The organism is Paucibacter sediminis, from assembly GCF_030254645.1.
Taxonomy (GTDB): domain Bacteria; phylum Pseudomonadota; class Gammaproteobacteria; order Burkholderiales; family Burkholderiaceae_C; genus Paucibacter_B; species Paucibacter_B sediminis.
On sequence record NZ_CP116346.1, the window covers coordinates 3,525,678 to 3,541,781 of the forward strand.

Here is a 16,104-nt window from a genome sequence, read left to right on the forward strand (position 1 = left end):
TTAAGGAAATCATCGCAGTGAGTGACTCCGCAGCAGCTGGCCTACCCGCGAAGCGCGCCGCCGGCATGGGCTTCATCATGGTCACGGTGCTGATCGACATGATCGCCATCGGCCTCATCATCCCGGTGCTGCCGCCGCTGGTGGGGACCTTCACCGGCTCGCAGGCCGACCATGCCTTCTGGTACGGCGTGGTGGCCTTTGCCTTCGGCTTTGCCAACTTCCTGGGCTCGCCCATCCTGGGCGCGCTGTCCGACCGCTACGGCCGCCGGCCGGTGCTGCTGATCGGCTTCTGCGGCCTGGCGCTGAGCTTCTTCGTCACCGCCATGGCCACCGCGCTGTGGATGCTGATTGCGGTGCGCCTCGTGAGCGGCGCGATGCAGAGCAATGCCGCGGTGGCGAATGCCTATGTGGCCGACATCTCCGCCCCCGAGGAGCGCGCCAAGCGCTTCGGCATGCTGGGCGCGGCCTTCGGCCTGGGCTTCATCCTGGGCCCGGTGATGGGCGGCCTGCTGGGCGCCATCAACCTGCACCTGCCTTTTGTGGTGGCGGGCTGCCTGGCGCTGACGAATTGGTTGTACGGCTTTTTCGTGCTGCCCGAGTCGCTCAAGCCCGAGAGCCGCCGGCCCTTCAGCTGGCGCCAGGCCAATCCGGTGGCCTCGCTCAAGAAGCTGGCCTCGCTCAAGGGCGTGGGCCCGCTGGTCTATGTGATCGGCCTGTCGGCGCTGGCGCAGTTCATCCTGCACAGCAGCTGGGTGCTCTACACCAGCTTCAAGTTCGGCTGGGGCCCCAAGGAGAACGGCTGGTCGATGTTCGCGGTGGGCGTGATGTCGGTGCTGGTGCAGGGCTTTCTGCTCACCAAGCTGCTGAAAGTGTTCTCCTCCGAGCGCCTCGCCATGCTGGGCCTGATCTCCTCGGTGCTGGCCTTTGCCGGCTGGGGCGCGGCCAGCGAGGGCTGGATGATGTATGCGGTGATCGCCTGCAATCTGCTCGGCTTTGCCGCCAGCGCCGCTATCCAGGGCATGATTTCCAATGCCGCCGATGCCAAGACCCAGGGCCAGACCATGGGCGCCGTGGCCTCGCTGAACAGCCTGATGGCGGTGTTCGCCCCCGTCATCGGCGCGGGCCTGCTGGGCCTGGTGTCCGAGCTGCCCAAGGGCGACTGGCGCATCGGCGCGCCGTTCTACTTCTGCGCGCTGCTGCAAGCCTGCGCGCTCTTCTTTGCATGGCGGCATTTCCACCGCGTGCATGTGTCGGGCCCCGCGGCGGCTGCCAATGCGGCCGCGGCCCCCTCCGCCTCAGTTACCAAGCCTTGAGAGTTGCCACGCCATGCATGACAAGATCCTGATCCTCGATTTCGGTTCCCAGGTCACCCAGCTGATCGCGCGCCGCGTGCGCGAAGCCCATGTGTTCTGCGAGATCCACCCCAACGATGTGTCGGATGAGTTCATCCGCGGCTTCGCACCCAAGGCCATCATCCTCTCCGGCAGCCATGCCTCCACCTACGAAGACCACGAACTGCGCGCGCCGCAGGCGGTGTGGGATCTGGGCGTGCCGGTGCTGGGCATTTGCTACGGCATGCAGACCATGGCGGTGCAGCTGGGCGGTTCGGTGGCCTGGAGCGACCACCGCGAGTTCGGCTATGCCGAGGTGCGCGCCCATGGCCACACCAAGCTGCTGAACGGCATCGAGGACTTCGCCACGCCCGAGGGCCACGGCATGCTCAAGGTCTGGATGAGCCATGGCGACAAGGTCGCCACGCTGCCGCCCGGCTTCAAGCTGATGGCCTCCACGCCCAGCTGCCCGATCGCCGCCATGGCGAACGAGGAGAAGGGCTATTACGCCGTGCAGTTCCACCCCGAGGTCACGCACACGCTGCAGGGCCAGGCGCTGCTGACGCGCTTTGTGCGCGACATCGCCGGCTGCAAGGGCGACTGGATCATGGGCAGCTATATCGACGAGGCCGTGGCCAGGATCCGCGAGCAGGTCGGCGATGAGGAGGTCATCCTGGGCCTCTCCGGCGGCGTGGACTCCTCGGTGGCCGCGGCCCTGATCCACCGCGCCATCGGCGACCAGCTCACCTGCGTGTTCGTCGACCATGGCCTCTTGCGCCTGAACGAGGGCGACATGGTGATGGACATGTTTGCCGGCAAGCTGCATGCCCATGTCATCCGCGTCGATGCCAGCGAGCTCTTCCTGGGCCAACTGGCCGGTGTCACCGACCCGGAACAGAAGCGCAAGATCATTGGCGGCCTGTTCGTCGACGTGTTCAAGGCCGAGGCCGCCAAGCTCAAGGCCGGCGACAAGGGCCACAAGGGCGCGACCTTCCTGGCCCAGGGCACCATCTACCCCGATGTGGTGGAAAGCGGCGGCACCAAGACCAAGAAGGCCACCACCATCAAGAGCCACCACAACGTCGGCGGCCTGCCCGAGCAGCTCGGCCTGAAGCTCTTGGAGCCGCTGCGCGAGCTCTTCAAGGACGAGGTGCGCGAGCTGGGCGTGGCCCTGGGTTTGCCGCCCGAGATGGTCTACCGCCATCCCTTCCCGGGCCCGGGCCTGGGCGTGCGCATCCTCGGCGAGGTGAAGAAGGAGTACGCGGATCTGCTGCGCCGCGCCGACGCGATCTTCATCGAAGAGCTGCGCAACACCAAGGACGAAGCCAGCGGCAAGACCTGGTACGAGCTCACCAGCCAGGCCTTCACGGTGTTCCTGCCGGTGAAGAGCGTGGGCGTGATGGGCGACGGCCGTACCTACGATTACGTGGTGGCGCTGCGCGCGGTGCAGACCAGCGACTTCATGACCGCCGACTGGGCCGAGCTGCCCTACAGCCTGCTCAAGCGCACCTCGGGCCGCATCATCAACGAGGTGCGCGGCATCAACCGCGTGACCTACGACGTCTCGAGCAAGCCGCCCGCCACGATCGAGTGGGAGTGAGGGCTTAGCCGGAATCGGAGTCGGTGATGGACGAGGGCACACCGCGTCCCACCGACCGCCTGTTCTTCGCGCTGCGCCCGGATGCCGCGGCCGTCGCGCGCATCGCCGCGCTGCAGCAGCGCCTGCGCGCCGAGCATGGCCTGCGCGGCCGCGCCAACCGGCCCGAGCATTTCCATCTCACGCTGCGCATGGTGGGCGATTTCTGGGGCCTGCCGCCGGCGCTGGTCGAGGCCCTGTGTGCGCAGGCTACCCGGCTGCGCATGCCGCCGCTGCAGCTGGTGCTGGACCAGGCCCTGAGCTTCCAAAGCAATCGGCGGCGGCGCAACTTCCCCTTCGTGCTGCTGGCCGGCGAGCCGCTGGCGCCGCTGCGGCAGTTCCAGGGCGAGCTGGAGCGGGCCCTGGTCGCGATGGGCCTGGCGCCCGCGCCTGGCAGCTTCACGCCCCACCTCACGCTGGGCTATGACGACCGCGCGGTGGCGCCGCAGCCGATCACGCCGCTGCCTTGGCGGGCCGACGAGTTCCTGCTCATCCACAGCCTGATCGGCCGCCGCACCCACCGGGTGCTGGGGCGCTGGCCCGCAAATGAATAGTTAGGTGGTCAGCTTGAACACGGCCGCCGCGCCGACGAGCTCCTGGGCCTGAGCCTGCAGGCTCTCCGCCGCCGCCGCGCTTTCCTCCACCAGGGCGGCATTCTGCTGCGTGGTCCGGTCCATCTGGCTGACCGCCTCGCCCACCTGCGAGACGCCGGTGCTCTGCTCGGCGCTGGCGGTGCTGATCGCCGCGACGATCTCGGAGACGCGCTTGATCGAGGCCACCACCTCGGTCATGGTGCTGCCGGCCTGGTCCACCAGCACCGTGCCTTGCTCCACCCGCTCGACGCTGGCCGAGATCAGGCCCTTGATCTCCTTGGCCGCCTGCGCGCTGCGCTGCGCCAGGCTGCGCACCTCGCTGGCCACCACCGCGAAGCCGCGCCCCTGCTCGCCGGCGCGCGCGGCTTCCACCGCGGCATTCAGGGCGAGGATGTTGGTCTGGAAGGCGATGCTGTCGATGGTGCCGATGATGTCGGCGATCTGCTTGCTGCTGTTGTTGATGTCGCGCATGGTGTCCACCACCTGGCTCACCACGCTGCCGCCCGCTACCGCCACGGTCGAGGCGTCGTGGGCCAGTTGGTTGGCCTCCTTGGCGTTGTCGGCGTTCTGCTTGACGGTGGCGCCCAGCTGCTCCATCGCGGCGGCGGTCTGCTCCAGCGCGCTGGCCTCCTGCTCGGTGCGGCTGGAGAGGTCGTTGTTGCCCTGGGCGATCTGGTGCGAGGCCGTGGCCACGCTGTCGGCGCTCTGGCGCACCTTGCCGACGATGTGGCTCAGCTGCGCGTTCATGTCGGCCAGCGCCTGCATCAGCTGGCCGATCTCGTTGCTGCCGCGCACCGTCACCACCACGCTGAGGTCGCCCACCGCCGCGGCACGTGCCACCTGCACCGCCTCCTTGATCGGCAGGGTGATGCTGCGCACGATCGCCACCGACAGCGCCACCGAGGCCGCCATCAGCAGGCTCAGCGCCAGCAGGATGAGCAGGCGGGTACGCTGCAGGCCGCTGGCGCGCTGCTCCAGCTGCTGGGTGAGCAGGTCGGAGGCCTGGGCATTGAAGGCGTAGACCGCGTCGATGGTGTCGGTGACGTTCTGGAAGTACTCGGGGGCGGCGAGCTTCAGCTCGGCGGCGTCGATCACCTCCTGCTTGGCCAGGCTCAGGGTCTTGCTGACCTGGGCCTTCAGGGCCTCGGCCTTGCTGCCAAGGGCGGCCTTCAGCTCGGGGCTGCCCTTGGTGGCCTTGCCCAGCTCGATGAACTGGGTGTTGAGGTATTCCTGGGCGCGCAACTGCAGCGCATGCAGGGCCAGCTTGCCCTCGGGCGGCACGCTGCCGGCGGTCAGGTACATGCTGCCCTGGGCGCGCAGCAGGCCCAGCCGCTCGGTCAGGCCGGGCGCCTGCACAAAGCTGGCCATCACCAGCGCGTAGAGCTCGGGCTTGGCCTCCAGGCTCAGCGCAAATTCATCCAGCATGCCGTCGCCCAGCGCCATCAGCTGTTCGATCAGCTGGGTGTGCTGGACCGAGCTCTCCATCGGCTTGAGCGTGCGCCCGGCCACCGCCTGCTCCAGTCCGGCGAAGCTGCGCTTGCGCTCGGCCGCGGCCGTTTGCAGCGAGCTCGAGGCGCCGGCGGTCTGCAGGCTGGCTTCCAGCTGCGCATAGGCCTTGGCCAGGGCTTCGGCGGTCTGCGGCCGCTTGGCCGCCAGCGTCTCGTTGCCGGCCAGCATGCTGGCCGAGAGGCCGCGGTGCTGCTGCGTCATGCGTATCACCTGCTGCAGCGCCATCACCGGCGCGGCCCCGCGGGCTTCCAGCTGGGCGGTGGCAATCTCGCCCGAGCTCTGCTTCAGGTACAGCAGGGTCGGCAGATTGATCATCACCAGGGCGACGACGCCGAGCAGCAGGAATTTTCGAGCCAGGCTCAGCTGGTGCATGAACGAAGACATGGGTGGCCTCATCAGGTGATCGCGGACATGCCGGCAGGGCGGCAGATTCTTCAGTCAGCGATTGTTCGGGGCGCCGGCGCGAGCGCGCTTGATATAAGCCAAGAACGGCCCGGGTAAACCCGTGAACTTATGCCGCCCCCGGCGGGCTATTGGCGCGCCATTGCGCCGGTGTGCAGTCGAACCAGGCGCGAAAGGCATGGTTGAAGCTGCTCTGCTGGCGAAAGCCCAGCAGAAACGCCACCTCGGTGAGCGAGAGCCCGGGCTCGCGCAGATAGCGCTGCACCAGCTCGCGCCGGGTCTGGTCCACCAGCTCGCTGAAGGGCGGGCTGCCGGCCTCGGCCAGCTTGCGCTGCAGCGAGCGGGTGGAGAGCTGCAGGGCCGCCGCCACCTCGGCCACCGAGGCGCGCTCATGCATCAGCTGGGCCTGGATGCGCTCGCGCACCTGGCCGATGATGGCCGGGCTCTGCGTGTCGCGTGTGCGCGAGCGCAGGCGCTCGTGCGCCAGCCGCTCCAGCGCCGGGAACAGGCTGGTATCGGCATTGGGGATCTGGGCGTCCAGCAGCTGGGCCGGAAAACGCAGCTCGTTGGCCTCGGCCTGGAAGCGCACCGGCACGCTGAGCAGTGATTCATAGTCGGCCTGGCTCAGGGCGGCAGGCCGGGCGTGGGTGAATGCAATATCCACCCCGGGCAGATCGCGGCCCGCCAGCCAGACCGCAAAGCTGCGTATGCCCACCAGCACGCTTTCCGCCAGGTGGCGGCCGCCCGGCAGGTCCAGCCAGGGCGAATGCCAGCGATAGCTGGCCAGCGGCCCTTGCTCCACGATCTCCGAGCGACCCAGGTCGTGCGCCAGGCCCTCGAAGCGGCAGGTCTGCGCCGCCGCGGTGCGGAAGTCGGCGCAGGTGCACAGCACCAGGCCATAGCCGGCAAAGGTGGCCAGGCGCATGCGCGCGCCCACCTGCAGGCCGAAGGCCGGCTCGCCCAGTTGCGTGGCGGCGCTGTCCAGCAGGGTCAGGTATTGCCTGACGCTGAGCGTGGCCTGTGCTGCCTGGGGCAGGTCACAACAGGCCTGCAGGGCCGCCATGTCGGCGCCGAGTTCGCGCGCGGTCTCCAGCGCCGTGGCGGCATAGGCGCCGGCGACGCGGGCGTGTTCAAGAGAGGGCAGGCCATGCGCAGACATGGCCCGCAGTATGGCTCAGGGTCTGAGCACTTTCTGCAGCTGCGCATAGAGCGGCTCCAGCCGCTTGTACATGCGCAGATAGGTGCCGCGGTAGAGCTCGTCGTAGAGCCGGCGATGCGCCGGGTTGGGCTCGAACTGGCGGCCGATGCGCGTCATCGCCGCCACCGCGCTGGCGTAGTCGCTGTGCAGGCCCAGGCCCACGGCGCTGGCGATGGCGGCGCCCAGGCCCGAGGTCTCGAAGGTGTGCGGGCGCGCCGCTGGCAGGCCGAAGATGTCGGCGGTGAGCTGCATCGCGGCGTCCGACTGCGCGCCGCCGCCCGAGACACGCAGCTGGGTGATGGGCACGCCGCTGCGCTTCTCGATACGCTCCTTGCCCTCGCGCAGCGCATAGGCCAGGCCCTCAAGGATGGCGCGGTAGAGATGGGCGCGGGTGTGCACGTCGGAGAAGCCGATGATGGCGCCGCGTGCGTCCGGCCCGGGGTGGCGGATGCCGGGGGTCCAGTAGGGCTGCAGCATCAGGCCCTGCGAGCCCGGCGGCACCGCTGCCACGAGCCGGTCGAACAGCGTCTCCACCGCCACGCCGGCGGCCTCGGCCTGGGCCAGCTCGGGGTGGCCGAACTGCTCCTTGAACCAGCGCACCAGCCAGAAGCCGCGGAAGATCTGCACCTCGCAGTTGTACTGGCCCGGCAGCAGTGCCGGGTAGGGCGGGATGAAGGGCAGGGCCTCGACATAACGCGGCGTGGTGATGTCCACCGTGGCGGTGGTGCCGTAGGAGATGGCGGCGATGTCGGGCGTGATGGCGCCAGCGCCGACGATCTCGCAGGCCTTGTCGGCCGCGCCCGCCAGCACCGGCAGGCCCTGCGGCAGACCGGTGGCCTCCGCGGCCGCGCGCGACAGCCCGGCGATGGTTTCGCCCACCGGCAGCAGCTCGGGCAATTGCTCGCGCCGCACCGCCAGGGCCTGCCATTTCCAGTCCCAGTCCGGCGCCCAGCGCTGGCCCTTGAAGTCGAAGGGCAGATAGCCCACCTGCGAGGCGATCGAGTCGGCATAGCGGCCGGTGAGCTTGTAGTTGAGCCAGCCCGACACCAGCAGCACCTTGTGGGTGCGCGCCAGCAGCTCGGGCTCGTGCTCGGCCATCCAGTTGAGCTCGGCCTCGTGGTTGAAGTAATCGATGGTGTCGCTCACGCCGGCGAGGCGGAAGGCGCTGCGCCACAGCGCATTGATCGGCCGGCTGCGCGTGGCGCGGCGCTGGTCCAGCCAGGTGATGGCGGGGCGCAGCGGCACGCCACCCGCATCCACCGGCACCAGGGTGCCGCGCTGGGTGGTGACGGCCATGCCCTTGAGGCGGGGCAGGGCCTCGGGGTGCGCGGCCAGCAGCTGCCTGCAGACCAGGGCGCTGGCCTGCCAGAAGCCCTCGGCCTCATGCTCATGCCAGCCCTCGTGATGGCTGATGTAGTCGCTGAAGGCATGCTGGGCCTTGCCCAGGATGTTGCCGCGCAGATCGATCAGCAGGGCGCGCACGCTTTGCGTGCCCAGGTCCAGGGACAGCAGCAGGGGCTCGGTGGTTGTGCTCATGGGGTGCTTATGTCTTGGGCAGGCTGTAGCAGCGTTGGATCAGGGTCTGGTAGCGGGCGCATTCCTCCTGCCAGCGCGCATCATCCCAGTGCAGCTCCGCCTGCACCAGGGCGCGCCATTGCGGCAGCAGCGCCTGGCCGCCCTGCGGCAGCAGCAGGCCCAGGCGGGTGCGGCGCAGCAGCAGATCGTCCAGATGCGCCACGCCCTCGGCGCGGCAGGCCCAGCGCAGCTCGGCCAGGGCGATGCCGGTGTGGGCGATGGTCTGCAGCTCGCCGGCCTGCGCGCAGGCCAGCACCGCGGGCGCGCGCGCACCAAAGCGCGCCAGCCAGCGCTCGCGCAGCGCCGGGCTCAGGCCCTGCAGGGCCTGGGCCGCGCCGGGCGGCGTGGGGTCGAAGATGGCGGCGGGTGTGACCAGCCCTTGCAGTGCCGGCACATGGTTCGCGGCCTGGCGCAAGGCCAGCAGGGCGGTGGAGCGAAACGTGGTGAGCTTGCCGCCGGTGACGGTGATCAGCCCCTGCTCGTCGACGATCAGGTGTTCGCGCGGCTCCTTGGACGGCGCCACCTTCTTGCCCGAGGCCACCACCGGCCGCACGCCGGCCCAGGTGGCGCACACATCGGCGGGCTTGAGCGCCAGCGCCGGGAAGGCCAGCTGCATGGCGCCCAGCAGGTAGTCGAACTCGGGCTGCGTGATGCCGGGCTCCTGGGCCAGGTCCTCGCGGTGATCCACATCGGTGGTGCCCACCAGGGTGGCGCCCTCCCAGGGCAGGGCATAGACGGGCCGGCCATCCTCGGGGTGGTAGAAGGTGATGGCCTGGGCGACGGGCAGGCGCCAGTCAGGGATCAGCAGGTGGCTGCCGCGCAAGGGCCGCAGCACCGGCTTGGCACCGAGGCTGCCACGCAAATCATCGGCCCATGCGCCGGTGGCGTTGATGACGCAGCCGGCCTCGACCGTGAAGCGGTTTCCGTCCAGTGCATCGACCAGGCTGGCGCCGCAGACCTTGGCGCCCTTGCGCTGCAGGCTCTCCACGGCCAGATGGTTGAGCAGCAGCGCGCCATGCGCCTCGGCCTCGGCCAGCACCCGCATCACCAGGCGGGCATCGTCCACCTGGGCGTCCAGATAGCTCCAGCCGCCCAGCAGGCCGGCGCCCTGCAGGCCCGGCGCCGCCGCCAGCAGGGCTTGCGGCTCATGCCATTGCCGGCTGCGCTGGCCGGCCAGGCGGTCGTAAAGCGCCAGGCCCAGGCCCAGCTTGCGCCGGCCATTGGCATCGCCGCGCCGCACCGGCAGCACGAAGCGCAGCGGCGTCACCAGGCCGGGGGCGTCGCGCAGCAGCGCCTGGCGCTCGTGCAGGGCCTCGCGGGTGAGGCCGATGCGGCCCTGGGCCAGGTAGCGCAGGCCACCGTGCACCAGCTTGGAGGAGCGCGAGGAGGTGCCGCTGGCAAAGTCTCGGGCCTCCACCAGGGCCACGCGCACGCCGGCGCGCGCCGCCTCCAGCGCGATGCCGGCGCCGGCAATGCCGCCGCCCACCACCAGCAGGTCCAACGGCGCGCCGCCGCCCAGCAGGGTCAGGTCTTGTGCGCGCTTCATCGGGGCTGAGGCGGCAGCAGGTTGCCGCTGGCCATCACGCCCTGCGGGTCGAAATGCGCCACCAGCGCCTGCAGGCCCTGCATGCCGCGCGCGCCCTTCTCATGGGCCAGGTAGGGCGCGTGGTCCTTGCCCACGCCATGCTGGTGGCTGATGGTGCCGCCGCTGGCGACGATGGCCTGGCTGACCGCGCCCTTGAGCGCCTGCCAGCGCGCCCAGGCGCGCTCGAAATCGGGGCCGATGCGGAACACAAAGGTCGAGTAGACGCTGGAACCCTGGGCATAGACATGCGAGAGATGGGTGTAGGCATGGCAACGCTCGCCCAGGGCCGCCAGGGCTTCGCGCCCGGCCGCCTCGATGGCCGCCATGGTGGCCGGCACGCGCGGCCAGTCCACCGCGGTTTCCATGGTGTCCACCGCATAGCCCTGGGCCCACAGCGCATTGCGCAGATAGACGCCGCGGAAGCGGTTCGCCTGCCATTTGGCACCCAGCAGCGTGCCGGTGGAAATGCCGCCATGGCGCTTGAGGATGGCGCGGGCCTGGGCCTGCATCGCCGCCACCTGGGCCTTGCTGCCGGTGAGGCCCATCATCAGCAGCACCTTGTCGCCGGCCGCGCAGCCGCGCAGCGCCAGGTAGCGCTCCAGCCAGGCAATGGCCTTGGCGTGGCCGGCCAGGCGCAGGGTGGTGAGGGTTTCGATCGGGTTCGAGAGGCGCAGCATCGACAGCCCCAGGCGTGCCTGCGCCAGCTCGCGCGCCGCCGCCTCGCCCTCGGCCCAACCGGGCAGGAACACGCCGACGAAGCGCTCGCAGGCGGGCAGGCGCTGCACGCGCACGCTGGCCTCGGTCAGCACGCCCAGCCGCCCCTCTGAGCCCAGCACCCACTCGCGCAGGTCGGGGCCGGCGGCGCTGGCCGGGAAGGTGGGGATTTCCAGCGTGCCGGTGGGCGTCTCGAGCCGGCCGCCGGCAAACATGGCCTCGATGCGACCATAACGCGCCGATTGCTGGCCCGAGCTGCGCGTGACGATCCAGCCGCCCAGGGTGGCGTATTCAAAGCTCTGCGGGTAATGACCCAGCATCCAGCCCTGGGCGCGCAATTGCGCCTCCAGGTCCGGCCCGGCCACGCCGGCCTGAAAAGTGGCCAGCTGCGAGACGGTGTCCAGCTGCAGCAGCTTGCGCAGGTGCGACAGCATCAGGGTGAGCACCGGCCTGCCACCATCCTCGGGTGGGCTCAGATGGCCCACCACGCTGGTGGCGCCGCCGCAGGGAATCACGATGGCGCCCACCGCGGCGGCCCAGTCCAGCAGCTCGCGTACCTGGGCCGAGCTCTCGGGCCAGGCCACGCCGTCGCTGACGCGGCCGATGCGGCCGAAGCGCAGGCGCAGCCAATCGCCCATGCTCTGGCCGAAGCTGGCCTGCAGGCGGTGCTCGGGCGCGCTGCTCACCAGCGGGTGCGGCGGCAGGCGCGAAGGCTGCTGTGCCACCTGGGCCAGCGCGGCTTCCAGTGAGGCGTCCTGCGGCGCCTCGGTGGCGCCGATCTGCTGGCGCAAAAAGGCCAGGGCATCGGAGTTCAGTTCGGCGTTGATGGTGTCATCGCCCCAGCCATTCCAGCGTCGCATGCTTGTCCCTTCTCACTCTTGGATCTGCGCAGCCGCCAGCATAGGGACTTGCGCCGCGCCTGGCTTGCTTCTTGATGCCACGGCGCTTGCGCGATGGCGCCACGATGCGAAACTCCCCACACACCGGAGCCTTGCCATGCCACAGGAAGCCCTTTCGACGCCGCCCAGGCCCAGCGATTTCCCCGCCGAGGGCGGCTGCGATTGCCGCGCCGTGCGCTACCGGCTCACGAGCGCGCCGATGTTCGTGCATTGCTGTCATTGCCGCTGGTGCCAGCGCGAGACCGGCTCGGCCTTTGCGCTCAACGCCATCATCGAGGCCGACCGGGTGCAGACCCTGGGCCTGGACCCCGAGCTGGTGAACACGCCCTCGGCCAGCGGCGCGGGCCAGCTGATCGCGCGCTGCCCGCATTGCAGGATCGCGCTGTGGAGCAATTACGGCGGCGCCGGGCCAGCGCTGCGCTTCGTGCGCGTGGGCACGCTCGACCAGCCCGATCTGCTGGCCCCCGATGTGCACATCTTCACCGCCAGCAAGCAGCCCTGGGTGCAGCTTTCGGGCGCGGTGCCGGCCTGCGAGGAATACTACGAGCGCGAGCGGCTGTGGCCGGCCGCGAGCCTGGCCAGGCGTGCCGCCCTGCAGCCGCTGATCGAGGCCTACCAGGCGGCGCTGCGCCGCGGCCGCTAGCTGGCGGCGGCCTCGGCATCACCCGATCTTCAATTTCCGGAGTCTCCAACCATGCGCGCTGCCCTCAGCATCCTCGGCCTCGTGATCGCCTTTGCCGTCGTCATGTTCGTGATGAAGAAGCAGGTGCAGCAACTGCCCAAGCCCGCATCGGCGGCCAGCGCAGCGGCGGCGCAGCCGCAGGCCCTGCCCAATCCGCAGGCGGTGGGCCAACAAGTGCAAAGCGCGCTGGAGCTGGGGGCTCAGCGCGCTTCGGATGCCAACCCCTGAGGGGGTTCGGCAGGTGTGGCTTAGATTGCCTCGGTACGCAGCAGCAGCCAGTCCAGCGCCGCGCCGCTCACCAGCGGCTGCAGGCGGCGGCGCACCTCGGCGTGGTACTGGTTCAGCCAGGCGATCTCTTCCGCGTTGAGCAGCTCGCGCGCGATGCAGCGCGTGTCGATCGGGCACAGGGTGAGCGTTTCGAAGGCCAGCATCTCGCCGAACGCGCCCTGTTCGGGGGTATCCAGCGCCACGTTCAGCACCAGGTTCTCGATGCGCACGCCCCATTGCCCCGGCCGGTAGAGGCCGGGTTCGATCGAGGTGATCATGCCGGGCTCCATCGCCATATTGGCGTCGGGCACCGCCTTGGAGATGCTTTGCGGGCCCTCGTGCACATTCATGAAGTAGCCCACGCCATGGCCGGTGCCATGGCCGTAGTCCAGGCCATGGGCCCACATCGGCGCGCGCGCGATCGCATCCAGCATGGGGCTCAGCGTGCCGCGCGGGAAGCAGGTGCGCGAGAGCGCGATCGTGCCCTTGAGCACCAGGGTGTAATCGCGCTGATGGGCGGGCGTGATGCTGCCGATCTTCCAGACGCGCGTGATGTCGGTGGTGCCGCCCAGGTACTGGCCGCCCGAGTCGATCAGCAGCAGGCCGTCGCCTTCGATCACCGCATGCGAGGCCTCGGTGGCGCGGTAATGCGGCAGGGCGCCATTGGCATTGAAGCCGGCGATGGTGGAGAAGCTCAGGCCCTTGAAGCCGGGGCGCTTTGCGCGCGCGGCGCTGAGCTGTTCGTCGATGGTGAGTTCGGTGATGCGTTCCTTGCCCAGCGCGGCCTCGAACCAGGCATAGAACTCGCACATGGCCGCGCCGTCCTGCTCCATGGCCTCGCGCACGAACCGGGCCTCGGCCTCGGTCTTGCGGCTCTTGGCCAGGGTGCTGGGGTTGATCGCCTCGATCACGCGCGCGCCGGCCGCAACCGCCTCGCGCAGGCCCAGGGTGACGCGGCGCGGGTCCATCAGCACGGTGGCGCCGGCGGGCAGGGCGGCCAGGGCGGCGGGCGCCTGGGCATAGTCGGCCAGGCTCACGCCGTCCTTGGCCAGCGTGGCCCGCAGGGCGGCATCGATCTTGCCGGGGGCGACGAACAGGGTCAGCCCGGCGGCGTCCAGCAGCGCGTGGGCGATGAACACCGGGTTGTAGGAGACATCGGCACCACGGAGGTTCAGCAGCCAGGCCACGTCGTCGACGCTGGAGATGAAATGGTGGCTGGCGCCATGGCGGGCCATGGCGGCGCGCAGCTGGGCCAGCTTGTCTGCACGCGTGGCGGTGGCTTGCGGCGGCAGGTGCTCGTAGACCGGCGCGCCGGGCAGGCCGGGCCGGCCCTCCCAGATCCGCTCGATCAGGTCGAGCTCGGTGCGCAGCGTGATGCCGGCCTTGAGCATGGCGGCACGCAGCTGCTGCGCCAGCGCCAGGCCCAGCACCTGGCCGTCCACGGCCAGGCTCTCGCCGCGCTTGAGCTGCTCGGCGATCCAGTCGATGAAATGGGTGGCGGCGGCGCTGTTGACCTTGAAGAGCTCGATGCCGGTGCCGGCCAGCTCGGCCTCGGCCTGGGTCCAGTAGCGGCTGTCGGCGAACAGCACGGCGCGGTCCAGGCCGATCACCAGGGTGGCCACCGAGCCGGTGAAGCCCGACAACCATTGGCGCGCCTGCCAGCGCTCGGGCAGGTATTCGGAGAGATGCGGGTCGGCGCTGGGCACCAAGCAGGCATGCACGCCCGCGTTCTTCATGGCATCGCGCAGGGCGGCGACGCGCAGGGTGATGGTGTGGGTGCGGGTGTCCATGGCTTGCTTGTCTGCTCCGTGGGCCATGCGTCAGGCCTGATGGGCATGCGCCGGCCCTGTCATTGAAGGGTGGCGCGAATTGTAGGCGGCGAGCCCCATGCCGCGCCGTCCCGAGGGTCATGGCCGCCGCGGCCGCCTTTTTGGAGGAGGCCGCGAAGGCTCAGGGCGCAAAGCGCAGCCAGCCATCGACGCCGCTGTCGAAATCGAACTGCCACCATTCGTCGCCGCCGCTGAACACCGGGCCGGCCGTGACGCCGCCCCAGGCGCCCTTGCCCTGACTGCCGATGACATTGCCACCGACGCTGGCGTAGACGGTGGTCTTGCCGCTGAGCTTGACGCGCTGCCCCAGGCTGAAGCGCCAGGTGGTGGCCGTGGCCGTGCTGCTGAGGGCGGAGGCGTTGCCCGCAGCGTCAAGGGCCTGCACCTGGTAGTTGTAGGTGGTACGCGCGCTCAGCCCGGTATCCCGGAAGCTGATGGCGCTGCTGCTGCCCACCACACCGCCATTGCGCAGCACACGATAGCCGCTGACGCCGACGTTGTCGGTGGCAGCGATCCAGACCAGCTGCACGCCGCTGGCCGAATCCGCGCTCGCGCTCAGCGAGCTAGGGGTGCTGGGCGGATTGGTGTCGCTCGTGCCAACGGCCTGCTCATAGGCGCCGAGATCCGGGGCCGAGCCCTGGTAGCTCAGACCCACATTGACACCCGCGTCCACCAGGTCACTGCCGGCCGCCAGGCGCAGGAAGCCCGAGGTCGGGAGACTGCCATCGGCGGCACGCGCAGCCGTGGCGCTGCTGGCAACAAGGCTCTGGAAGTCGGCCGCGTTCACGCTCACCGGCAGGGTCCAGCTGTTGTGATCCACCACCGAGCCGGCCGCGCCACAGCACACCGAAACGCCAAGCGCACCCGCGTACGCCAAGTTGTTGCGCAGCACATGGGCGGTGGTCCAGAACGCATAGTCGTAGCGGCCATTGGCATAGGCCGTGTTGCTGTGCAGGGTCAGCGGCTGGGTCGCGTCGTTCTCGTCAAACCCCTTGTTGCGATTGCCCCAGGAGACATTGAAACGCAGCGTGTGCCCGCCCGAACTGCCGCTGGTATTGGCGCGGCGCCCGCCCAGCTTGAAGCCGTTGCCGTCCCCGATGCTGGCCGTTCCGTTCTCCAGGTAGCCGTTCTCGAAGGCCCAGTTGCCTTCCAGCGTCAAGGGCGCGGCCAGACTGTTGTCGAAGATGTTGAAGAAGTCGAAGCCGTCGTCCGAATTGCGCCAGGCGCGGTTGCCCCGCAACACATTGCCGGCGCCGGTGGTGCTGACCTGGAAGCCGTCGGCATTGCTGTCCTGCAGGTCGCGGTTGTGGTGCGAATCGTTGTTGAGCAGCAGGTTGTCCGCCGAGCTGCCGTACAGGCTGATGCCCTTGCCCTCCCACTGCGCCAGCCGACCGTTGTGGTGCACGTCCAGGCCTTCGATCAGGTTGTGATGCGAGGCTCCGAGGATCACGAGGCCGCCCATCGGCCCGTTCGTGATCTCCAGTCCCTTCAGGTGCACCCAGGAGGCGTTGTTCAGCACCAGAGGCCAGCCGCTGTAGTAGCCGGTGCTGCTCATCGCAGCGGCGTCCAGCACCGGACGCTCGCGGGGATAGGCGTGGATTTTCAGCAGATTGCCGCTGGCCCCGCTCTTGCTGACGTTGATGCTGCTGCTCAGGCCGTAATTGCCGCCACGCAGGTAGACCGTGTCGCCCGCTCCGGCCAGGGTGAGGGCCTTGCCGAGCGTGGCGAGCGGCGCGCTCAAGGTACCCGGATTGCTGTCGCTGCCGTTCGGCGCCACGATGTACTCGGCCGCATGCGCGGCGGGGCTGAGGACGAGCAGCAGGGCCGTGAGGCCGCTGAAGACGGCTTGGTGCTTGGTCATGGGGCGGAGCCTGGTGGCTTGGT

Annotated in this window: 12 protein-coding genes; 5 read left to right on the plus strand and 7 right to left on the minus strand. The window is 69.7% G+C overall.

The window, feature by feature from the left end; translation table 11 throughout:
- The first annotated feature begins 17 nt into the window (after positions 1-17).
- From PFX98_RS16375 to thpR, 3 genes are read left to right on the plus strand one after another with little or no spacing between them, the layout of a single operon-like run.
- The gene (locus PFX98_RS16375) at positions 18-1,313 is read left to right on the plus strand and encodes an MFS transporter (RefSeq protein ID WP_285231554.1); all 1,296 of its coding nucleotides are present in this window, start codon (positions 18-20) and stop codon (positions 1,311-1,313) included.
- Positions 1,314-1,326: 13 nt separating this feature from the next.
- On the plus strand, positions 1,327-2,931 hold the full coding sequence (guaA, locus tag PFX98_RS16380; protein ID WP_285231555.1) for a glutamine-hydrolyzing GMP synthase: 1,605 nt from the start codon (positions 1,327-1,329) through the stop codon (positions 2,929-2,931).
- A 26-nt stretch (positions 2,932-2,957) separates the two neighbouring features.
- Complete coding sequence (gene thpR, locus PFX98_RS16385) at positions 2,958-3,521, plus strand: RNA 2',3'-cyclic phosphodiesterase (RefSeq protein ID WP_285231556.1); 564 nt, start codon at positions 2,958-2,960, stop codon at positions 3,519-3,521.
- Here the strand turns inward: thpR and PFX98_RS16390 are convergent, their stop codons facing one another.
- The 5 genes from PFX98_RS16390 to PFX98_RS16410 all read right to left on the minus strand — a co-directional run bounded on the left by PFX98_RS16390 (position 3,522) and on the right by PFX98_RS16410 (position 11,403).
- Positions 3,522-5,453 carry a methyl-accepting chemotaxis protein gene (locus PFX98_RS16390; RefSeq protein ID WP_285231557.1) on the minus strand — a complete coding sequence of 644 codons (1,932 nt, stop codon included), beginning with the start codon at positions 5,451-5,453 and terminating at the stop codon, positions 3,522-3,524.
- Positions 5,454-5,580: 127 nt separating this feature from the next.
- Positions 5,581-6,630, minus strand: a complete 1,050-nt coding sequence (locus PFX98_RS16395; RefSeq protein ID WP_285231558.1) for an AraC family transcriptional regulator — start codon at positions 6,628-6,630, stop codon at positions 5,581-5,583.
- Between the two features lie 15 nt (positions 6,631-6,645).
- Positions 6,646-8,205 (minus strand): FGGY-family carbohydrate kinase, encoded by a 1,560-nt coding sequence (locus PFX98_RS16400; RefSeq protein ID WP_285231559.1) that lies wholly within the window; start codon positions 8,203-8,205, stop codon positions 6,646-6,648.
- Between the two features lie 7 nt (positions 8,206-8,212).
- The gene (locus PFX98_RS16405; RefSeq protein ID WP_285231560.1) at positions 8,213-9,790 is read right to left on the minus strand and encodes a glycerol-3-phosphate dehydrogenase/oxidase; all 1,578 of its coding nucleotides are present in this window, start codon (positions 9,788-9,790) and stop codon (positions 8,213-8,215) included.
- On the minus strand, positions 9,787-11,403 hold the full coding sequence (locus PFX98_RS16410; protein ID WP_285231561.1) for an FAD-binding oxidoreductase: 1,617 nt from the start codon (positions 11,401-11,403) through the stop codon (positions 9,787-9,789). Before PFX98_RS16410 ends, PFX98_RS16405 begins: the two co-directional genes overlap by 4 nt.
- Positions 11,404-11,539: 136 nt before the next feature.
- Here PFX98_RS16410 and PFX98_RS16415 point away from each other — a divergent pair, with 136 nt between their 5' ends.
- Positions 11,540-12,085 carry a GFA family protein gene (locus PFX98_RS16415; protein ID WP_285231562.1) on the plus strand — a complete coding sequence of 182 codons (546 nt, stop codon included), beginning with the start codon at positions 11,540-11,542 and terminating at the stop codon, positions 12,083-12,085.
- Positions 12,086-12,136: 51 nt separating this feature from the next.
- Complete coding sequence (locus PFX98_RS16420; RefSeq protein ID WP_285231563.1) at positions 12,137-12,352, plus strand: hypothetical protein; 216 nt, start codon at positions 12,137-12,139, stop codon at positions 12,350-12,352.
- A 20-nt stretch (positions 12,353-12,372) separates the two neighbouring features.
- Here PFX98_RS16420 and PFX98_RS16425 read toward each other — a convergent pair whose 3' ends face one another.
- Positions 12,373-14,181, minus strand: a complete 1,809-nt coding sequence (locus PFX98_RS16425) for an aminopeptidase P family protein (protein ID WP_285231564.1) — start codon at positions 14,179-14,181, stop codon at positions 12,373-12,375.
- 160 nt (positions 14,182-14,341) lie between these two features.
- A complete protein-coding gene (locus PFX98_RS16430) occupies positions 14,342-16,081 on the minus strand; it encodes a right-handed parallel beta-helix repeat-containing protein (protein WP_285231565.1) in 1,740 nt (579 codons plus the stop codon).
- Positions 16,082-16,104 lie beyond the last annotated feature (23 nt).